Source organism: Kribbella sp. NPDC050124 (assembly GCF_044460355.1).
GTDB lineage: Bacteria > Actinomycetota > Actinomycetes > Propionibacteriales > Kribbellaceae > Kribbella.
Map to the genome: position 1 here is coordinate 326,290 of NZ_JBITJU010000003.1, position 19,638 is coordinate 345,927.

At 69.3% G+C, this 19,638-nt stretch carries 19 protein-coding genes; 7 read left to right on the plus strand and 12 right to left on the minus strand.

The features are described from left to right. The first annotated feature begins 66 nt into the window (after positions 1 to 66). A complete protein-coding gene (locus tag ACIBL3_RS11315) occupies positions 67 to 1,044 on the plus strand; it encodes a LysR family transcriptional regulator (protein WP_396353165.1) in 978 nt (325 codons plus the stop codon). A 120-nt stretch (positions 1,045 to 1,164) separates the two neighbouring features. Beyond that, entirely contained in the window at positions 1,165 to 1,713 is a 549-nt protein-coding gene (locus ACIBL3_RS11320; RefSeq protein ID WP_396353166.1) for an NUDIX hydrolase family protein, read from the plus strand. 57 nt (positions 1,714 to 1,770) lie between these two features. Here the strand turns inward: ACIBL3_RS11320 and ACIBL3_RS11325 are convergent, their stop codons facing one another. Beyond that, the gene (locus ACIBL3_RS11325) at positions 1,771 to 2,496 is read right to left on the minus strand and encodes an SDR family oxidoreductase (RefSeq protein ID WP_396353167.1); all 726 of its coding nucleotides are present in this window, start codon (positions 2,494 to 2,496) and stop codon (positions 1,771 to 1,773) included. Positions 2,497 to 2,598: 102 nt separating this feature from the next. On the opposite strand from ACIBL3_RS11325, the gene ACIBL3_RS11330 reads away from it, so the two are divergent. Continuing rightward, entirely contained in the window at positions 2,599 to 3,441 is an 843-nt protein-coding gene (locus ACIBL3_RS11330; RefSeq protein WP_396353168.1) for a helix-turn-helix transcriptional regulator, read from the plus strand. A gap of 33 nt (positions 3,442 to 3,474) precedes the next feature. Then, positions 3,475 to 4,140 carry a family 16 glycosylhydrolase gene (locus ACIBL3_RS11335; protein ID WP_396353169.1) on the plus strand — a complete coding sequence of 222 codons (666 nt, stop codon included), beginning with the start codon at positions 3,475 to 3,477 and terminating at the stop codon, positions 4,138 to 4,140. 60 nt (positions 4,141 to 4,200) lie between these two features. Here the strand turns inward: ACIBL3_RS11335 and ACIBL3_RS11340 are convergent, their stop codons facing one another. Next, the gene (locus tag ACIBL3_RS11340; RefSeq protein WP_396353170.1) at positions 4,201 to 7,560 is read right to left on the minus strand and encodes a CARDB domain-containing protein; all 3,360 of its coding nucleotides are present in this window, start codon (positions 7,558 to 7,560) and stop codon (positions 4,201 to 4,203) included. Positions 7,561 to 7,744: 184 nt separating this feature from the next. Further along, complete coding sequence (locus ACIBL3_RS11345) at positions 7,745 to 9,544, minus strand: DEAD/DEAH box helicase (protein WP_396353171.1); 1,800 nt, start codon at positions 9,542 to 9,544, stop codon at positions 7,745 to 7,747. 147 nt (positions 9,545 to 9,691) lie between these two features. On the opposite strand from ACIBL3_RS11345, the gene ACIBL3_RS11350 reads away from it, so the two are divergent. Beyond that, complete coding sequence (locus ACIBL3_RS11350) at positions 9,692 to 9,961, plus strand: DUF3039 domain-containing protein (protein ID WP_396353172.1); 270 nt, start codon at positions 9,692 to 9,694, stop codon at positions 9,959 to 9,961. 3 nt (positions 9,962 to 9,964) lie between these two features. On the opposite strand, the gene ACIBL3_RS11355 is transcribed toward ACIBL3_RS11350, so the two are convergent. The 7 genes from ACIBL3_RS11355 to ACIBL3_RS11385 form a co-directional block, all read right to left on the minus strand. Next, the gene (locus tag ACIBL3_RS11355) at positions 9,965 to 10,522 is read right to left on the minus strand and encodes a YqgE/AlgH family protein (RefSeq protein WP_396353173.1); all 558 of its coding nucleotides are present in this window, start codon (positions 10,520 to 10,522) and stop codon (positions 9,965 to 9,967) included. 7 nt (positions 10,523 to 10,529) lie between these two features. Beyond that, positions 10,530 to 10,907, minus strand: coding sequence for a VanZ family protein (locus tag ACIBL3_RS11360; protein WP_396353174.1), 378 nt, complete (start codon positions 10,905 to 10,907; stop codon positions 10,530 to 10,532). Beyond that, a complete protein-coding gene (locus tag ACIBL3_RS11365) occupies positions 10,904 to 12,331 on the minus strand; it encodes an NAD-dependent malic enzyme (RefSeq protein WP_396353175.1) in 1,428 nt (475 codons plus the stop codon). The genes ACIBL3_RS11360 and ACIBL3_RS11365 overlap by 4 nt, the downstream gene beginning before the upstream one ends. Positions 12,332 to 12,409: 78 nt before the next feature. After that, positions 12,410 to 13,417 carry a substrate-binding domain-containing protein gene (locus tag ACIBL3_RS11370; protein ID WP_396353176.1) on the minus strand — a complete coding sequence of 336 codons (1,008 nt, stop codon included), beginning with the start codon at positions 13,415 to 13,417 and terminating at the stop codon, positions 12,410 to 12,412. Between the two features lie 15 nt (positions 13,418 to 13,432). Next, positions 13,433 to 14,458, minus strand: a complete 1,026-nt coding sequence (locus tag ACIBL3_RS11375; protein ID WP_396353177.1) for an ABC transporter permease — start codon at positions 14,456 to 14,458, stop codon at positions 13,433 to 13,435. Next, a complete protein-coding gene (locus ACIBL3_RS11380; protein ID WP_396353178.1) occupies positions 14,455 to 16,011 on the minus strand; it encodes a sugar ABC transporter ATP-binding protein in 1,557 nt (518 codons plus the stop codon). The genes ACIBL3_RS11375 and ACIBL3_RS11380 overlap by 4 nt, the downstream gene beginning before the upstream one ends. 169 nt (positions 16,012 to 16,180) lie before the next feature. Beyond that, positions 16,181 to 17,113: an ABC transporter substrate-binding protein gene (locus tag ACIBL3_RS11385; RefSeq protein WP_396353179.1), complete on the minus strand. Its 933-nt coding sequence runs from the start codon at positions 17,111 to 17,113 to the stop codon at positions 16,181 to 16,183. A gap of 70 nt (positions 17,114 to 17,183) precedes the next feature. Between ACIBL3_RS11385 and ACIBL3_RS11390 the strand changes: the two genes are divergently transcribed. Beyond that, the gene (locus ACIBL3_RS11390) at positions 17,184 to 17,429 is read left to right on the plus strand and encodes a substrate-binding domain-containing protein (protein WP_396353180.1); all 246 of its coding nucleotides are present in this window, start codon (positions 17,184 to 17,186) and stop codon (positions 17,427 to 17,429) included. Here the strand turns inward: ACIBL3_RS11390 and ACIBL3_RS11395 are convergent. Beyond that, positions 17,404 to 18,552, minus strand: coding sequence for a CaiB/BaiF CoA transferase family protein (locus ACIBL3_RS11395; RefSeq protein WP_396353181.1), 1,149 nt, complete (start codon positions 18,550 to 18,552; stop codon positions 17,404 to 17,406). The two genes, ACIBL3_RS11390 and ACIBL3_RS11395, sit on opposite strands and share 26 nt — an antisense overlap. 121 nt (positions 18,553 to 18,673) lie before the next feature. Here ACIBL3_RS11395 and ACIBL3_RS11400 point away from each other — a divergent pair, with 121 nt between their 5' ends. Continuing rightward, entirely contained in the window at positions 18,674 to 19,087 is a 414-nt protein-coding gene (locus ACIBL3_RS11400) for a CHRD domain-containing protein (protein WP_396353182.1), read from the plus strand. 8 nt (positions 19,088 to 19,095) lie between these two features. On the opposite strand, the gene ACIBL3_RS11405 is transcribed toward ACIBL3_RS11400, so the two are convergent. Further along, entirely contained in the window at positions 19,096 to 19,428 is a 333-nt protein-coding gene (locus ACIBL3_RS11405; RefSeq protein WP_396353183.1) for a hypothetical protein, read from the minus strand. Positions 19,429 to 19,638 lie beyond the last annotated feature (210 nt).

Genomic DNA, 19,638 nt, shown 5'->3' on the forward strand with positions numbered 1-19,638 from the left:
GTCTCGAATGGTGATGCAATCGCCGATTCCATGAGCGCTCCTCATGCAAGCCGTTACCTTGAGGCCATGCCGGACGATCTCACCGCCGCGGAACTGCGCATCCTCGACGCCGTCGAGCGCGCGGGCAGCTTCTCCGCGGCAGCCTCGATGCTGGGTCTGACCCAATCGGCGATCTCGCACGCGGTGCGCGCCACCGAACGCAAACTCGGGGCCGTCCTGTTCGAGCGTGGCCGGCACGGCGCTCGGCCCACCGCGGCCGGGACCCGGGCTGTCAGTCATGGTCGCGGGGTCCTCCGGCTGCTTGAGGTGTTGCACGCGGACACGCGGGCGGCGTCGGGTGGTGAGCTCTCGACCGAGCTCCGGATCGCGGCGTTCCGGAGCGCTGCCGCCCAACTGCTGCCACCCGCGTTCAGGCGATTGACCACCAAGCATCCGGGCCTGTCGTACGACGTGGCGATCGTCCGCGACGTCGGAGGCGGGACCGCCGCGGAGGTGGTCGCCGGACGGGCCGACCTCGCGATCGTGAACCTGCCGCACCGCCTCGGCCCGGAGACCCGGCTGGTCGGCGGCACCCTGGTCGACGAGCCCTACGTGCTGATCCACCCAGCCGGCGCCGGCGACCCGCGCTCGCTTCCGGTGGTCGACTGGCCGGAGAACTGCTCGGCCGAGACGAAGACCTGGTTCCGCTCCCAGGACTGGCTGCCCCCGGCGACCATCACTGTCACCGACGACACCGTGTTGCTCGCCATGGTTGCCCAAGGCATGGGCATGGCGGTCGTCCCGCGCACCGTCGCCGCCGACCGCGCCCCGACCGTCGCGGTGGCGGACCTGGGCCCCGACGCACCCCGCCGAACCATCGGCTACCTGGCCACCCCCGAGCTCGCCCGCAGCACAGCCGTCCGCGAACTCGTCCACGAACTCCGCACCCAGCACGCCCAGCGCTCCGCCACCAGCACCAACAACCACCTCCCGGGGCCACCCGACGAAACCGCTACCCCGGGTCTCTGGCGCGAGCCCGACCACCCCACCGCTTCCCACCCATGACCCCTCCGACGTGACAGTCACCACACGCCCGACCCGGCTGGCTTGGGTGGGAGTGGTTGGCGACGCGCGGAGATGGGACTGGCGGGGCGAGGGGTGGAGTGGTGGGCAAAGATGGTCACCATGAGTTCCCTTCGCACCCCAGACCCGAACCCCGGCTGGCTCTCCGAATACGCGCTCGAGGAGACCCGCACGCGGGTTCCGATCCTGTACGTCGAGGCCGTCCCGGCGCGCGTCGACGGCAACGGGCAGATCGAGCACGTCGGCGTACTGCTGCGCGGGTCGGCCACGACCGCCGGGCAGATCACCCGGACGCTGGTGTCGGGGCGCGTGCTGCACGGCGAGTCGATCCGCGACGCCCTGCTGCGCAACATCGAGAAGGACCTCGGCCCGGCGGCGTTCCCGCGCCTGCCGGTCAGCCCGGTGCCGTTCACGGTCGCGGAGTACTTCCCGCTGCCCGGGATCAGCCCGCTGCACGACCCGCGCCAGCACGCCGTCGCCCTCGTCTACGTCGTCCCGGTGACAGGTGAGTGCAACCCGCGCCAGGACGCCCTCGAGCTCACCTGGCTGACCCCGAAGGAAGCGCTCGAGCCGAGCCTGCTGGCCGACCTCGAGGGCGGCCGCGGCCAGCTCCTCAAGCAGGCCCTCGCCTGGTCCGGCGCCCTGATCTGACGCCGGCCATCCTGACGACGTCCGGCGCCCTGATCTGACGCCCGCCGGGGAGGTCGTTCACCACGGCAACCGCCCCTCCTCGGCCTGCACCACACCGGTCGGCCCGTCCGCGCCGAGCGTCGCCATCCGGACCGCGACGGCCGCACCCTGCTCCGGCGTCCGCGGCGCGTCCCAGCCGCCCATGTCCGTCGCGCAGTTGCCGGGGTCGGCCGCGTTCACCAGGATGCCGCTGCCGCGCAGCTCGTTGGCCAGCATCACGGTCACCATGTTCACCGCCGCCTTGGACGCGTTGTACCCCAGCATGAGCATGGTCGAGTACGGCGCCTCCGGATCCCCGACCAGCTCGAACGACGCCAGCGAAGTCGACATATTGACCACCCGGGCTTGCTCCGCCTTCCGCAGCAACGGCAGCATGGCCTGCGTCACCTCGACCAGCCCGAACACGTTCACCTCGAACGCCTCCCGCAGTACGTCGCCCGCGATCCGGGACACCGCGTCGTCACCCTGCGGGATGATCGCCGCGTTGTTCACCAGCACGTCCAGCCGCCCGTACTCGGCCTCGATCCGGCCGGCCGCCGCCCGCACCGACGCCGGGTCCGTCACCTCCAGCTGCACCGCCTCCAATTCGTAGCCCTCGGCAACCAGCTCCTTCGCCGCCGCCTCGCCCCGGGCCTGATCCCGGGACCCTGCCAACACGGTGAACCCGGCCATGCCGAGCTGCCGTGCGATCTCCTTGCCGATGCCTTTGTTGGCGCCCGTGACGAGCGCGATCTTCGAGTTCATGCGGTCCAATCTGCGGCCGCCCGGCGTCGCCAGGCAGAGTGAGCCGAACCTGGGATCGGCAGTCCCTGTTTACCGTTTGCGGCGCCTGGAATCCTGGGCTTCATGGACCGGGGACAGCTCGCAGAGTTCTTACGGGTACGGCGGGAGGCGCTGAAGCCCGCCGATGTCGGCCTGCCCGCGGGCCTGCGGCGGCGGACACCAGGGCTGCGCCGCGAGGAGGTCGCGAGCCTGGCCACCATGTCCACCGACTACTACACCCGGCTCGAGCAGGGCCGTGGTCCGCGCCCGTCACGACCGGTGCTCACCGGGCTCGCCCGGGCGCTACGGCTGAACGACGTCGAGCGTGATCACCTCTTCCGCCTCGCCGGGGAGCAGCCCGGCCCGCCGCCCGGCCCACCCAGGGATGTGCCACCCGGAATCCTGCGGATGCTGGCGCGCCTCGACATTCCGGGCCTGGTGCTCGACGCCAAGTACGACGTGCTGGCGTGGAACCCGTTGGCGGCCGCCCTGCTGACGGACTTCTCCGCGCTGCCGGAGAAGGACCGCAACCTGCTCCGGCTGCGGTTCCTGCGCGGCGACCGTCAGGTCGAGCAGTTCGGCGCGATCGCGACCCAGGAGTTCGCCGCCGAGGCGGCGGCCGAGCTGCGCTCGGCGACGGCCAAGTACCCGGGTGATCCGGAGCTCGAGCTCCTGGTGGCAGAGCTCCTGGTCGGGAGCCGGGAGTTCTCCCGGATCTGGTCGCTGCACGAGGTCAAACGCCAACAGAGCATGTGCCAGACGATCTTCCACCCCGAGGTCGGCCGGATCGACGTCGTCTGCGAGGTCCTGGTCGTCCCCGAGCGCGACCAGCGCGTTGTCCTCTACACCGCCGAGCCGGGCTCGCCCTCCGAGGAGGCGCTCCGACTGCTCGCTGTCATCGGCACCCAGACCATGTCCCGGACTTGACAGCCGAGCACCGCTCAAGCGAACGTTTGACCGTTGGATTCTGATGAGTTCGACGGTTCGGCGATCGACCGGACCAAGTGGGCCATCCACTCCAACGCCGAAGCGGACCGCTGCCTCGGCAACAAGGGCAACCAGCAGCTCGAGTGGCACACCTGGGACGCGCTGTCGGTGCGGGACGGCTTCCTCACCATGACCGCGCGCAAGAACAACCCCGAGCCCGGGTACGAGTGGTCGAGCGCGCTGATCACTACTGGCCAGGCGTGCGGCCACGAGCCGGCGAGCTCGTTCGCGGTCAAACCCGGCGACTACGTCGAGACCCGGCTGAAACTCCCGGCGGCGAAGGGCTTCTGGCCGTCCACCTGGACCTGGAACGGCAACGGATCCAACGAGCAGGACACTTACGAGTTCTACAGCGACAACCACCACAACCTGTACCTGACCAACCATCAAGACGGCGGCGGCAGCTGCACCTACCAGTCCCCCACCGACCTGACCACGGACTGGCACACGATCGCCCAGAAGCTCGGCCCCGCCGAGACGATCTGGTACCTGGACGGCCAGGAGATCTGCCGCCAAGGCGCCTACTCGGGCACCGGCGACGCGCTGATCCTCGACCTGTTCGTCTACGCGAAGATCCCGCCCACAGTCACCACCGAGTCGATGCAGATCGACCACGTCCGGGTCTACCGCCCGGAGTAGCCAAGGCTGAGCCTCCGCACGCCAGGCGGCGTGCGGAGGCTCGGGGGTCACCGGGAGGGGCTACTGCCCGGTGAAGGTGAAGGTCGAGCCGGGTTCCTTGACGATGTCGCCGTCCCGGGAGTTCGTGACGGTGACGTTGCTCAGCACGGCGTTGCCGCGGGCACCGCCCATCGCGAGGATGCCGGACCCGTTGTTCGACTTGTCGATCCGCAGGTTGGTGAGCTGCACGTTCGGCATCTCACCGCCACCGGTCTTGAACTGGATCCCGTCGTACGTCGAGTCGTGGATCTCGGTGTCGCGGATCGTCACCCCGGTGATCGGCAGGTTCGCCGGGAACAGGGTGATCGCACCGAACTCCTGCGCCTCGCCCCAGAACGCCCCACCACACCGGTACAGCGCGTTGTTGGCGATCAGCGTCGTCCCGGAGAACGGCAGCGGGTCGTGGTCGGTGGCCAGCATGATGCCGGGGTAGTTCATCGTGTCGTAGATCAGGTTGTTCTCGATCTTGTTGCCGTACCCGCCGTAGATCGCGACCCCGTTCGCGCGCCACGGCAGCTGGATGGTGTTGTTGGTGAACGCGTTGTCGTGGCCGACGTCGACCGACTGGTCCTTGACGTACTTGCTCGCCCACACCGCCAGCGCGTCGTCGCCGGTGGTCCGGAAGGACGAGTTGAACACCTTCGAGTTGCGGGTGCCGTTGGCCAAGTTGATGCCGTCGGCGTAGGTGTCGCGGATCCGCATCCCACTGAACTCCAGCCCGTCACCCGGTCCCCACAGTTCGGGGATGTTGTCGTAGTCGCGGCCGACCCAGACCCCGACGTTCGCGTGCTCGATCCAGACGTTGCTGACCTTCGTCCCGGTGCCGAACCGGCCGTTCAGCGCGACGCCACCCTCGGCGTTCCCGTCGCCGCCGCGGATCCGTCCGGAGCCGAAGATCGCGATGTCCGACAGCTGCACGAACTTGTCGATGTCGAAGCCGAAGTTGCCCTCGTGCGGGTGATTGATGCCGCCGGCGTTCTGCGGCTCGATGGTCGAGTAGAGCTGCGAGTGCCACATCCCCGCGCCGCGGATGGTGGTGTTGCTGATCCCGACCTGGTTGTACTGACCCCGGTTGAGCGGGTCGTCGGTGAGAATCTTCTTCTCCTGCCGCCACTGGCCGGCCGGGATCCAGACACAGCCGATCACACCGTTCTGGTCGTCGGTGACGGCCCGCTGGATCGCGTCGGCGTCGTCGATCCCGTCGTTCGGCACGGCGCCGTACTGGGTGATCGACATGCAGCCGGCCGGTTGGGTGAGCGGTGGGGCGACCTGCTCCAGGTCGATCATGTCGATGATGTAGAACGACGCGTTGTCGCCGGAGTCCCGCTGCAGCTTGACCTTGGTGCCGACCGGGTACGACGTGCCGAGCAACGCATGCGACTCGTCGAAGAGGCGGCGCGCGTCACCACCCGGGGTGTTGGTCAACGACTCCGGACCGTCGCTGTTGCCGTAGAGCCAACTGTGTCGCGACGACAGGTTCAGCTTCTGCTTGAAGACACCGTCGACGTACAGGCTGATGGTCGCCTCGAGCCCCTGCCCGTTGGCCGAGTCGGGGATCGAGTTGCGGACCACGATCGAGTTGGTCGGCACCGTCGAGGTGAACTCGACGAACTGGCCGGTCGAGTTCAGCCGGACCGACTGGCGGCCGGACGACTCGGTGGCGAAGTTGGTGTGGCCGAAGGTCCGCTTCGCGTCCGAGACGAGCAGCGTGCCGTTGTGGTCGGCCGCTTCCGCCTCGTACGACGTGTACGGCACGGCGGCACCGCGTCCGACCACGATCGACCGGCTCAGCGTGTTGTTGGATTCGTTGGTCTCGGCAACGGTGTTGGTCGCGTCGGCGATGCCCGTCACGGTCGCGCCGCCGTTGGTCGCCGTCCAGGTGCCGGTCATCGCGACGTTGGTGGTCGCACCGGCCGCGATCGAGGCGGTGTCGGTGCTCAAGGTGGTGCTGCCCACCGTGAGGCGGGTGACGCTGGCTCCGGAGGCCGCCGTACCGCGGTTGTTGACCGCGACCGTGAAGGAGACCAGGGATCCGGGCGCGGGGTTGGCCGGATTGGTGGTGATCCCGGTGACCTGGAGATCCGGGCCGGGGGCCTGGCCGACGGTCAGCGGGGTGGGTGACTGGAAGGTGTTGTTGGTCTCGTCCTGCTCGACGACGGCGTTCGCCGGGTCGGCGACCGCCGCGACCGTGTGGTTGCCTTGGGCACGGGTTCCGGCGTTGACCGTGACCGTGGCGGTGGCTCCGGCGGCGAGCGCGCCGACCGACGCGGCGCCGGCGACCGAGCCGTCGACGAGGAAGTTCAGGCTGCTCGCGGGTGCGGCCGCGACGCCGGAGTTCCGGACGGTGGCCGAGAGGGTGATCGGAGTGGACTCGGCCGGGTCGGCCGGACTCCAGGTGACGTTCGTGACCACGAGGTCCGGGTTCGGCGCCGCCGTACCGAAGACCTGGAAGTCGGCGACCTGGCCGCCGGGCGCGCCGGTGTTACTGAAGAACTGCAGGCGTACGTCGGCGTAGCGGCCGCTGACCGGGATCGTGATCGAGTTCTGGTTGCCGGACGGGCTGAACTGATAGTCGGTTCGGGCCACGAGCGAGGTGAAGGCGGTGGCGGACTGCTCACGACCGAGCACCTGGATGCTCTGCGTCCGCGGTCCCCAGATCGGGTCGGGGTTCAGCTTCACGACGATCGAACTGACGTCGGCGTTCGCGCCCAGCTTGACGGTCAGCGTCGCGGGGAAACCGTAGGACTCCCAGTACGTCGTACCACTGGTGTCGTTCGCGTTCGCGGCGACGAAGTCGAAGACTGACGACGAGGCCTCGATCGGCTTGCCGGTGGCGAGGTTGGTTCCGGTCGGAGGCTCGACCGGCCCGCCACCAGGTCCGGCCAGGTCGAACTCCGACAGTTGTGCGGCCGGCCAGCCGGTGTTCGCGGTGACGACCAGCCGGACGTAGCGAGCCGACGTGGTGGGGAAGTCGATGGTGACCGTGTTGTTCGCGGCGGGGTTGAAGGAGTACGCCGTACTGGCGACCAGGGTGCTGAACGACGAGCCGTTCGTGCCGGCCTGGATGGTGATGGTCTGAGTTCGGGCGCCCCACGACGCGGGGAGCTTCAGCGTCACCTGGTTGACGTCTTGCGTCGTACCGAGGTCGGCCTGGATCCACTGCGGGAGCGCGTTGTTGCTGCTCTCCCAGTACGAGTTCTGGTTGCCGTCGGCGGCGTTGCCGCTCGGGTACTCCCCAAGCGAACTGGAGGCCGACAGCGTCTTGCCGAGGTTGGCGGTGACGGCGGCTGTCGCCGATCCCGGGACCAGGGCCGCGCCGACCAGCGCAGCCAGCAGCAAGCCGACCAGCAGTCGCCGGCCGGCAGATCTCTTCCACTCCATGAAGTTGTCCTCTGTCAAGTGGGGCGGGGGCGGACGCCGCACCCTCAAGAGCTTTTTTCATTCTCTTGCTAATTTCTTGCGGGGCGGTAACCGAAGCTTGCAGCCCCATCCGCAGCCCGTCAAGACCTCGCGCACGCAGAACACCCCGCCCCGAGACTCCGGGGCGGGGTGTCGAGCAGTTGGTTCAGGCGCGTCGCTGCGCAGCCCAGTCGCGGATCAGCTCGATGCGCTCCTTGAGCTGGATCGACGAGGCGTGAGCTGCGGCGGGGCCGCCCAACTTGCGGCGGAGGTCGTTGTGGATGACGCCGTGGGGCTGTCCGGTGCGGTGGTGCCAGGCGGCGACCAGGCCGTTCAGCTCGCGGCGCAGCAGCGCGATCTGCTCGTGGGTGGCCAGCTCGGTCGGGGTCGGATCCTCACGCCCCGGCGACTCCGCGGAACCACGCTGGGACCGCTTCTGCGCGGCGATCGACTTCGCCTGGCGCTTCTTCAGCAGCTCCCGCACCTGGTCCGGCTCCAGCAGCCCCGGCAGCCCGAGGAAGTCGAGCTCCTCGTCCGACGCCATGTCGCCGCCGGTCCCGTAGTCACCGCCGTCGAACACGACCCGGTCGAAGCTCGCGTCCGACCCGAGCGCCTCGAACTTCGCCTCCAGCTCGTCGCTGGCGCCCTCGGTCTGGTTCGCCTGTTTGATCAGGTCGTCCTCGAGGGCGAAGATGTCGCCGTCTTCGTTCGAGTTCTTCCGGCCCAGCACGTGGTCGCGCTCGACCTCCATCTCGGCGGCGAAACTCAGCAGCCGGGTCACCGACGGCACGAACACCGACGCCGTCTCACCCCGCTTCCGGGCCCGGACGAACCGGCCGACCGCCTGCGCGAAGAACAGTGGCGTCGACGTCGGCGTCGCGTACACCCCGACCGCCAGCCGCGGTACGTCGACTCCCTCGGAGACCATCCGGACCGCGACCATCCACCGCGACTCGCCCTCGGAGAACTTCGCGATCTTCTTGCTGGCCGCCTTCTCGTCGGACAGGACGACGGTCGGCGCCTCGCCAGTCAGCTCGCGCAGGGTCTTCGCGTACGCCCGGGCCGTGTTCTGGTCACCGGAGATCACCAAAGCGCCGGCGTCCGGCATGTGCCGCCGTACCTCGGTCAGCCGCTTGTCCGCGGCTGCCAGCACCGCGGGCATCCACTCGCCGGCCGGGTCGAGCGCCGTCCGCAACGCCTGAGCGGTCAGGTCCTTGGTCAGCGGCTCGCCGAGCCGCGCCGCCACCTCGTCGCCGGCCTTCGTCCGCCAGCGCATCTCACCCGAGTACGACATGAAGATCACCGGGCGTACGACGTGATCGCGCAGCGCGTGACCGTACCCGTAGGTGTAGTCCGCCTTGCTCCGGGCGACGCCGCCCGGGCCCTCCTCGTAGGTGACGAACGGGATCGGGTTGTCGTCGCTGCGGAACGGCGTACCGGTCAGGCAGAGCCGCCGGGTCGCGGGCTCGAACGCCTCCCGGACGCCGTCACCCCAGCTCAGCGCGTCGCCGCCGTGGTGCACCTCGTCCAGGATCACCAGCGTCTTGAACCGCTCGGTCCGGACCCGGAACGCCAGCGGGTTCACCGCGATCCCGGCATAGGTGACCGCGACGCCCTGGAAGTCCTTGTTGGTCTTGCCGCGCCGGCCGGCGAACGCCGGGTCGATCGCGATCCCGGCCCGGTCGGCCGCCTCGGCCCACTGGACCTTCAGGTGCTCGGTCGGCGTCACTACGGTGACCCGCTCGATCTGCCGCCGGTGCAGCAACTCGGCGGCCACGGTGAGCGCGAAGGTGGTCTTGCCGGCTCCCGGTGTCGCCACCGCGAGGAAGTCCCGCGGGTTGGTGTCGAGATAGAGCTTGAGTGCCTCCGCCTGCCAGGCGCGCAGTTTGCTCGCGGTACCCCACGCGGCGCGGTCCGGGTAGGCCGGAGGAAGCACGGCTGGTGTGGCGGGCGCGTGCGAATCCACGGACGGCATACTCCCCCGTTAGTCGACTGTCGGCCGTGCAGGAACGTTACCTGACGCCGAGGACAACTGCCGACCGGCATGTCGGGGTACGGGCAGTCTGTGCGGAAAGTTCCTGATCGGCTGGTGAGGCGGCCTACACTCGGGGGCATGAGTACTCAGTTGACCCCCGGTGCCGAGACGGTCGTCGACGAGCGCACCCAGCCGTCGCCGGCAGAGCCCGGCGATCACGAGCGGTTCTCGCACTACGTGCCGAAGGACAAGCTGACCGAGGCGATGGTGATGGGCACGCCGGTGGTCGCGCTCTGCGGCAAGGTCTGGGTGCCCAGCCGGGACCCGCAGCGGTTCCCGGTCTGCCCGGAGTGCAAGGAGATCTGGGACTCGCTCAACCCGGGTGACGACGAGGGCGGCGACGAGTAGCGCTCAGTTCAGGGTCGGGTCGTCGGGGTAGGTCGCGAGGTAGGCCATCTGGTCGTTCTGGCGGCGCAGGACCCGGCGCCACAGCGTGTCCGGGTGCAGGCTGAAGACGTCGTCGGGCTCGGACTCGACGACGTACCAGGCGCCTTCGGTGATCTCGCCCTCGAGTTGACCGCTGGACCAGCCGGCGTACCCGGCGAAGATCCGCATCCGCTGGATCGCCCCCTCCAGCAGCGCCGGCGGTACGTCGAGATCGATGAGCCCGATCCGGCCGAAACACTCCCGCCACCCGGGCGGGTCGGCGGACTCGATCACCTCCGCGACCGCGAGGGCACTGTCCGTACCGACCGGACCGCCCATGAAGAGCACGCCGGGCTCGTTGACCGTGGTTGACCAGTTCGGCAGCACGCGCTCGACGGCCAGGTCGGCAGCGCGGTTCACCACCACCCCGAGTGCGCCGTCGTCGTCGTGGTCCAGCAACAGGATCACCGAGCGGCGGAAGGGCGGCTCGTCGAGCAGCGGTGTCGCCACCAGCAGCGAACCGGTCAGGGTCGAGGCCGTCATGCACCCATCATGGCGTACGACGGAGCACACGGAAGGCCAGCCAAGCGCCGACAGCCACTCCGGCCAAGTCCGCCAGGACGTCGAACGGGTCGCCGTCGCGCTGCGGGAGCACCCAGTACTGCACCAGCTCACTGACGATCGCGTTCGCGACCAGTGCTCCGAGCAACCAGCGCGCCGGGATCCGGATCATCAGCCCGAGGAACGCGACCGACCCGAACAGGAACAGGTGCGCGACCTTGTCGATCCCGGGGATCCCGACGTGCGGACCGGCCTCCCGCGGCGTGTAGACGCCGTACAGCTGCAGCGCCACAGCCGCGACGAAACCGATCCGCCACGCCCAGACCTTGATCCGCGAGCCGGTCGCCCCCGCCACCGAGACCGTCACGCCGGCGAGTCGTCCGGGTAGTGCTCGTGCGCCGGCGCCCTGCCGCCCGCGGCGTCGCGGACCGCGTGCGCGACCATCGTGTGCACCTCCGGGTGGAAGACGCTCGGCACGATGTAGGTCGCGTTCAGCTCGTCGTCGGTGACGACACCGGCCAGCGCCTTGGCGGCAGCCAGCTCCATCTCGATCGACACCTTCGACGACTGCGCGTCGAGCAGACCGCGGAAAACGCCCGGGAAGACCAGCACGTTGTTGATCTGGTTCGGGAAGTCGCTCCGGCCGGTGGCCACCACCGCGGCGTGCTCGCCCGCCTCGGTCGGGTCGACCTCCGGCACCGGGTTCGCCAGCGCGAACACGATCGCGTCGTCGTTCATGGTGGCGATGTCCGCACCGGTCAGGATGTTCGGCGCCGACACCCCGATGAACACGTCCGCCCCGGCCAGCGCGCCCTTCAGGTCGCCGCTGTACTTCGCCGCGTTGGTGTTCTCCGCGATCCAGCGCAGCTCCGGCGACAGGCCGTCGCGCTCCGGGTGGATCACGCCGCCGATGTCCGCGACGCAGGTGTCCTTCACTCCGGCCGCGAGCAGCAGCTTCAGGATCGCCGTTCCGGCCGCGCCGGCGCCGGACAGCACCACGCGCACGCTGCCGATGTCCTTGCCGACCACGCGCAGCGCGTTGTAGAGCGCGCCGAGCACGACGACCGCCGTACCGTGCTGGTCGTCGTGGAACACCGGGATGTCCAGCTCCTCGCGCAGCTTGGCCTCGATCTCGAAGCAGCGCGGCGCGGAGATGTCCTCCAGGTTGATGCCGGCGAACCCGGGCGCGATCGCCTTCACGATCTGGACGATCTCGTCCGGATCCTGGGTGTCCAGGCACAGCGGCCAGGCGTCGATCCCGGCGAACCGCTTGAACAGCGCCGCCTTGCCCTCCATCACCGGCAGCGCGGCCTTCGGCCCGATGTTGCCCAGGCCGAGGACGGCGGAACCGTCGGTGACGACCGCGACACTGTTGCGCTTGATCGTCAGCCGGCGGGCGTCGTCGGGGTTGGCCGCGATCGCCAGGCAGACCCGCGCGACACCCGGCGTGTAGATCATCGACAGGTCGTCACGGTTGCGGATCGGGTGCTTGGCCTCCATCGAGATCTTGCCACCGAGGTGCATCAGGAAGGTCCGGTCCGAGACCCGGCCGATCTCGACCCCGGGGACGGCGCGCATGGCCTCGACCAGCCGGCCGGCGTGCTCGGTGTCGGCCGCGGCGCAGGTGACGTCGATCCGGAGCCGCTCGTGACCGGACGCGGTCACGTCGAGCGCGGTGACCAGACCGCCGGCGTGCTCGACCGCGGTCGTCAGCTTGCTCACCGTCGAGCCACCCGCGGGTACCTCGAGGCGAACGGTGATGGAGTACGAAACACTCGGCAAGGCAGTCACGCGGGTGATCCTCTCACGCCAGTGGTAAACCCCGAAGATTGTGTTCGTAAAGTGCACGGCCCCGGGGCGCCGGACGCGTCACCCGGTCGGGTTCTCCTCAGCATAGATCTGGGCCGCGTTCTCCTTGTCGATCAGGCGGGTGGGCAGGATCTGGGACTTCTCGATCGTGCCGCAGTCGACCAGCAGCTTCTTGGCGGCGGCGATCGCTTCCTTGCCGTTGGTCGGGTAGGTGAAGGTGGCGCTGAGCCGGCCCTGCTCGACCGCCTTGATGCCGCCGGACGGGATCGGCAGCGCGTCGATGCCGAGGAACTTCATCTCCTTCTCCCGGCCGACCGCCTTCGCGGCCAGGTACGCGCCTTCGGCCATCGGGTCGTTGTGCGCGTACACCACGTCGATCTTCGGGTTCGCCTTCAGCAGCGCGTCCATCTGCGCCTGGCCCTTCTCCCGCAGCCAGTCGCCGCTGGCGTCGGCGACGATCTTGATCTTCGGGTTCGCCTTGATCGCGTCCACGAAGCCCTGGTGCCGCTCGGCCTGCGGCGTCGCGCCGGCCAGGCCCTTCAACTCGACGACGGTCCCGCCGGACGGCAGCAGTTTCTCGGCGACGTACTTGCCCGCCTCGGACCCGATCTGCACGTTGTCACCGCCGATGAAGCCGGTGTACGCGTCACCCTCGACCTTGCGGTCCAGCACGATCACCGGGATGCCCTTGTCGTAGGCCTTCTGCACCACCGCGGTCAGCGGTCTCGCCTCGTTCGGGCTGATGATCAGCAGGTCGATCTGCTGGGTGATGTAGTTCTCCACGTCGGCGACCTGCTTGGCGTTGTCCTGCGCCGCGTCGGCGAACTTCACGTCGAACTGCGGCACCTCCTTGGCCGCGGCCCGGATGTCGTCGTCCATCCGCTGCCGGTACGGCTCGGCCACGTTCGCCTGGCTCATCCCGATCGTGTACTTGCCGTCGGCGCCCTGGCAGGACTTCGACTCACCGGCGGCCGGCGAGTCCGCCGTCCGTTCGCTGGTCGTACCACAGCCGGCGAGCACCAGCGCGGCGACGGCCGCGGCGGCGAGGGGAATTCGCGGAGAGCGCATGACGGGGAACCTTCCTCACGAGGCGGGACGCAGTCGCTGCAGCGCGGCGGCGGCAACGATCACGAGTCCCTTGATCAGCAGCTGGATGTTGGAGTCGATGTTGTTCAGGGCAAGGATGTTGTTCAGTACGCCGAGCAGCAGCGCGCCGGCCACGGTCCCGGCGACCGAGCCGCGCCCACCGGCCAGGCTGGTGCCGCCGATCACCACCGCGGCGATCGCGTCGAGCTCGTAGCCGATCCCGTCGTTCGGGCTGCCCTGGTTCAGCTGGACGGCGTGCACCACGCCGGCCAGGGACGCGAGCAGTCCGCAGATCGCGAAGACCGCGATCTTCACCCGCACCACGGGTACGCCGGACAGTCGCGCCGCCTTCTCGTTCCCGCCGACGGCGTACAGGTGCCGGGAGAACGCGCTGACCCGCAGGAACACGACGGCTGCGATGGCGACCACGGCGAAGATCAGCACCGGGATCGGGACCAGCCCGCCGAAGGTGCGTTCACCCAGGATCGCGAACGATGCCGGCGCCTCATGCGGCCCATCGCCGTACGCGATCGCGACGCCTTGCCCGTCGGACCAGATCCGGGCCAGGCCACGGGCTATCTGCAAGCCGGCCAGGGTGACGATGAACGACTGGATCCCGATCATCGCGGTCGCGGCGCCCTGCAGCGCGCCGAAGACGAGGCCGATCGCGAGCACGAGCAGCACGGACGGCAGGAAACCCCAGTCGTTCTCGACCATCAGTACGGCGGACCCGACCGCGGCCAGCCCGAGCACGGCGCCGACGGACAGGTCGATGCCGCCGATCAGGATGACGAACGTCATCCCGACCGCGATGATGCCGATCTCGGACACCGCCCGGACCACGTTGGCCAGGTTGTCCGCGCTGATGAACAGGATCTCGCCGTCCTTGCGTGGCGAGAAGATGATCGCCGCGACGAACACCGCGAGCAGCCCGAACACGCTCTGGAACCGGAACAGCGTGGCGACCACACCACCCTTGTCCCGGGCAAACGCCACCGCGGGCTTGTCCTGCACGTCGGTCACTGCACTCCTCCGACTTCCTCGAACACTGCGCCCTGTCCCATCGCCGCGGCGAGCAGATCGCCCTCGCCGGAGTCCGCCGTACTGAACGCGGCCACGTCCCGTCCGTCCCGCAGGACGACGACCCGATCGCAGACGCCGATCAGCTCGGGCAGCTCGGACGAGGCCAGCAGTACGCCGAGACCCTGGCCGGCCAGCTCGCCGAGCAACCGGTAGATCTCGGCCTTGGCGCCGACGTCGACGCCGCGGGTCGGTTCGTCCAGCAGCAGCAACCGCGGCTCGGTCAGCAGCATCCGGCCGAACACGACCTTCTGCTGGTTGCCGCCGGACAGCGTGCCGACCTCGTCCTGCAGCCGGCCGAACTTGAGCCGCAACCGGTCCGCCATCCGCACCGAGGCCGCCCGTTCCATCCGGCGCGCGATCACGCCGAGCCGCCCGTACGACGGGAGGCTCGAGACGACCGTGTTCGCGAGGATCGAGTGGAACAGGACGAGTCCGGACACGCGCCGGTCCTCCGGGACGAACCCGATGCCGTGGGCAAGCGCCTGACGTGGACTGCGTGGGCGGATCTCCTTGCCCTGCAAGAGGATCCGGCCGGACTGGGTGCCTGCGGGCGCGACGCCGTACAGGGTCTCCAGGAGCTCGGTGCGGCCGGCGCCGAGCAGGCCGGCCAGGCCCACGATCTCGCCGGAACGGACGGTCAGTGAGATGCCCTCGGGGTCGCGGCGGCCGGGTCGCGGACGCCGTGCCTTCAGGGCGAGGTGCTCGACGCGGAGGAGCTCGTCGCCGGTGTCGGCGTCGGGGGTGGTGAACATGGTCTGGACCGGGCGGCCGACCATCGCCTCGACCACTTCCGCCGTACTGAGTTTGCGGGGGTCGAAGCTGGTGACGACCTGGCCGTTGCGCAGGACGGTCGCGCGGTCGGCGACCTGCGCGATCTCCTCCATCCGGTGCGAGATGTAGACGATGCCGACGCCTGACCTGCGCAGTTCGCGGATCACGTCGAAGAGGCGCTCGACCTCGGACGTGGTGAGGGCGGAGGTGGGCTCGTCCATGATCAGCACGCGGGCGTCGAGGGAGATCGCCTTCGCGATGGTGACGAGTTGCTGCTCGCCGACGCGCAGCTCGCCGACCGGCCGGTGCGGGTCGAGTTTGACGCCGCTGCGCTCTAGGAGCGCGCGGGACTCGCGGTCCATCGTCCGGCGGTCGACAGTCCGGAGCCTGGTCCGGAGCTCGCGGCCGAGGAAGATGTTGTCGGCGATGGACAGGCCGGGAACCAGGTCGAGCTCCTGGTGGATCATCGCGATCCCGGCCGCCTGGGCGTCGGTGGGTCCGCCGAAGTGCACCGGGTCGCCGTTGATCTCGATCGTGCCGTCGTACTCGGTGACGTCGCCGGAGAGGATCTTCATCAGCGTGGACTTGCCGGCGCCGTTCTCGCCGAGCAGGGCGTGCACCTCGCCCGCGCCGAGCGTGAAGTCCACGTCCCGGCAGGCCTGCACGCCGCCGTACCGCTTCCCGATGCCCGCCATCCGCACCAGCCCGGCACCGTCCGCCATCCCACCATCCTTCTCCGCTACGAGAAATCGATTTCCCAGACGCTAGACCGCGCCCAGGCCGCCGTCAACCCCTCACCACGTCCCAGGGCTCAACCGTGACCCAGCTTCATGCTTGGCGGTTGCAGACGGCAGCTATTCGATCTGGATGGAAGGGATGGCGGTCCGTGCCTCAGCTCCCGGAGACGGTCACCTTCGCGAACAACGGCCGTCCGCTCGGCGGCATCGTGAAGTCGCGGACCCGGGACCGCACGGCGGAGTTCGAGGCCAGGTCGGCGGGGAAGATGCCGACCGCGTCGGTCCAGAGGATCTGGCCGGCGTCCTGGTACAGCTTGGGGCGCTCGGACTGGTCGACGGACGACCGGGCGTCCAGGAGGAGCTTGTCGAGCGCGGGGTTGCAGTAGCCGTTGCGCTTGGCGGAGCAGACGTAGAGGCGGGCGAGGGTGTAGTCGGCGTCGCCGGTGCCGGTGACGTTGGTCTGCAGGTTCATGTCCCAGTTGAGCTTGCCGAAGTCCTCCAGCCACTGGGCGCGTTCCTTCTCCAGCGGCTTCACGGTGACGCCGATCTTCGCCCAGTCCGAGATCATCGCCTGCGCCAGCGCCCGGATGTTCGGACCACCTTCCAGCGGCCACTGCATCGACGTACTGAACCCGTTCGGGTAGCCCGCCTCGGTCAGCAACTGCTTCGCCTTCGCCGGGTCGTAGCTGTACAGCGCCAGCTTCGGCGCACCGATCACGCCCTGCGCGAGCGGAGCCTGCGCCACCGTGGCCAGGTCGCCGAACAGATCCTTGATCGTGCCCTCCAGGTTGAGCGCGTGCCACATCGCCTGCCGGACCCGCTTGTCGTTGAACGGCTTCCGGTTCGAGTTGAACCAGTCGAAGTAGTACGTCCAACTCGGCGTGGTCGAGTAGCTGATCCCGTCACCGCCCTTGACCGACCCGACCTGGTCCGGCGGGATCTGGGTCAGGACGTCGACCTCGCCGTTCTCCAGCGCGGTGATCCGCCCGGCCACCTCGGGGATGTTCACGAACTCCAGCTTGCTCAGCTGCGGCGCCCCGTCCCAGTACGACGCGTTCGCGGCCAGCTCGAGCTTTCGCCCAGTCACTCCTGCACGACGACCATCCGGACGCCATCGTCACCGGGAACGACTACTTCGCCCTCGGCTGCTCCGCCTCTTGGCCGAGCACGGTCTCGCCGTCCCCGACGATGTGGCGATCACCGGGTACGGCGACCATCCGTACGCGGCCTACCTGCAGACACCGCTGACCACCGTCCGCCTCCCGGCAGCCGAGGTCGGCTCGACTGCCGTCGACCTGCTGCTCCAGCGACTCCGGAGTGGCGCCGAACGGCCGCGGAAGACGTTGATCCGGCCAGAGCTCGTCGTACGGGCGTCTTCTAGTCGGACTCCAGCCAGGCTCTGACCGACTCGTTGTGCTCGCCGAGTCGCGGCGGCGGCAGGTTGGTCTCCCGGGCACCGGCGTACGGCTGGTCGTCGAAGCGCAGCGGCGGACCGGGCAGCTGGATCTTGCCGAGCGTCGGGTGCTCGACGTCGATCAACAGGCCCTGGGAGAGCGTCTGCTCCCACTCGTAGACCTGCTGGAAGTCACGGACCTTCCCGGCCGGAATCCCCTTGTCCGCAAGCCTTTCAAGCCACACGTCGGCAGGCTCGGTGGCGAAGGCAGCCTCGATCGCGGCAGTGAGCTCGGCGCGATGCGCCACCCGGTCGGCGTTGACCGCGAACCGCGTGTCCGCCGGGTCCAGCCCGACGATCGGCGCGAACGTCCGCCACTGGCCCTCACTCCCGACCGCGACCTGCACGATGTCGTCCTTGGTCCGGTACAGCCCGTACGGCGCGATCTGCGCATGGTGGTTGCCGACCCGCTCGGGCAGTTCGCCGGCGACCGTCCACTTCGTCCCGTGGAATGCGTGCACCCCGACCACCGAGGCCAGCAGACTGGTCCGGACGACTCGGCCCTTGCCGGTGATCGACCGCTCGTGCAACGCGGCCAGCGCACCGTAGGCGCCGTACATGCCGGCCAGCAGGTCCGCGATCGGCACACCGACCTTCGTGGGCTCGACCGCGCCGGTGATGCTCATCAGACCGCCCTCGCCCTGCGCGATCTGGTCGTACCCGGCCCGGCCGCCATCCGGACCGTCGTGGCCGAACCCGGTGATCGACAGGATCACCAAACCCGGGTTGAGCTCGTGCAGCCGCTCGGCCGAGAACCCGAGCCGGTCGAGCACGCCGGGCCGGAAGTTCTCGATCAGCACGTCGGCGCGCCGGACCAGCTTGGTCAGGAGGTCCTTGCCGTCGTCCGACTTCAGGTCGGCCGTCACCGACTCCTTGTTCCGGTTGGCCGACAGGTAGTACGTCGACTCGCCCTCGACGAACGGCGGTCCCCAGCCCCGGCTGTCGTCCCCGCCCGCAGGCGTCTCCACCTTGATCACCCGCGCCCCGAGATCACCCAGCATCATCGCGGCATGCGGCCCGGCCAGCGCCCGGGTCAGATCGACAACCACCACATCAGACAGAAGATTCTGCACCCCGTCACCCTAGGCGAGAGCGGCCCGCCCGACCGTGACGCGATTCTCATGACGATGAACCGTTCCGGGTCTTCGTACGTGTAACGAAGTGAGGATCCACCTCACCGCCAGGAGGGGCACCATGTCAGCACGCACCGGTATCACCGCAGCCGCCGTCGTACTCGCGGCCGCCGCATTCGGCCTACCGACCGCGACCGCCGCGCCCGCGATCCCGCTGAACGGCGAGCAGGAAGCAGCCGCCGCCGATCCGGACGGGCACGGGTTCTTCAGCTACACGCTCGAGGGCACCAGCTTCTGCTGGACCCTGAGCTGGGAGAACATCGAGACCCCGACCGCCGCGCACGTCCACCTCGCCCCGCGCCACATCGCCGGCCCCGTCGTCATCCCGCTGACCGTGGCCACGAACCCGTCATCCGGCTGCACCACGATCAGCACCGACCTCGCCGCCGGCATCACCGCCGACCCGAAGGCCTACTACGTCAACGTGCACAACGCGACCTTCCCGGGCGGCGCCATCCGAGGCCAGTTGAAGTAGGCACACGGTCAGCGTCCCCGCCGCCGGGTGCCCTTGACGGTCAGGTCGTAGGTCGCCTGGACGGAGAAGCTGCCCTGGCGTCCTTTCAGCACCAGCCGATGCTGACCTGGCTCGAACGGCCCGGCAGTGAACCAGATGCCACAGCCGAAAACCCTGTTCCGGCCCGCCGGGAACCCGGCCGGGTTCCCGGCGGCGGCGACGAACTCGAATCGCGTCGTGTCGACCGCAGTCACCTTGGGCGCCGGGTCGGTCGACACCGTTCCGGTGGCCGAACCGACGAATCCGTCGCAGTCGTCCGCGTCGGTCGAGGCCAGGTTCACGAGCGGACCTGCGATCGGCATGCCCGCCGGGACGGTGCACCGCCGATGTACGGTCCCGCCGAAGCTCCCGGCCACCAGCCATACACCGCCGGCCTGCCCCCTGGCGCAGTGGGCGCCGGTCGAGTCTGTCACCGGGTTGATCTCTTCCGGCGACGTCGCCCACGTCCACCACTTGGCTTGGAACTCCGGCGATCGAACCTCGACAACCTGACGTGATGCGGATGGCTTGGG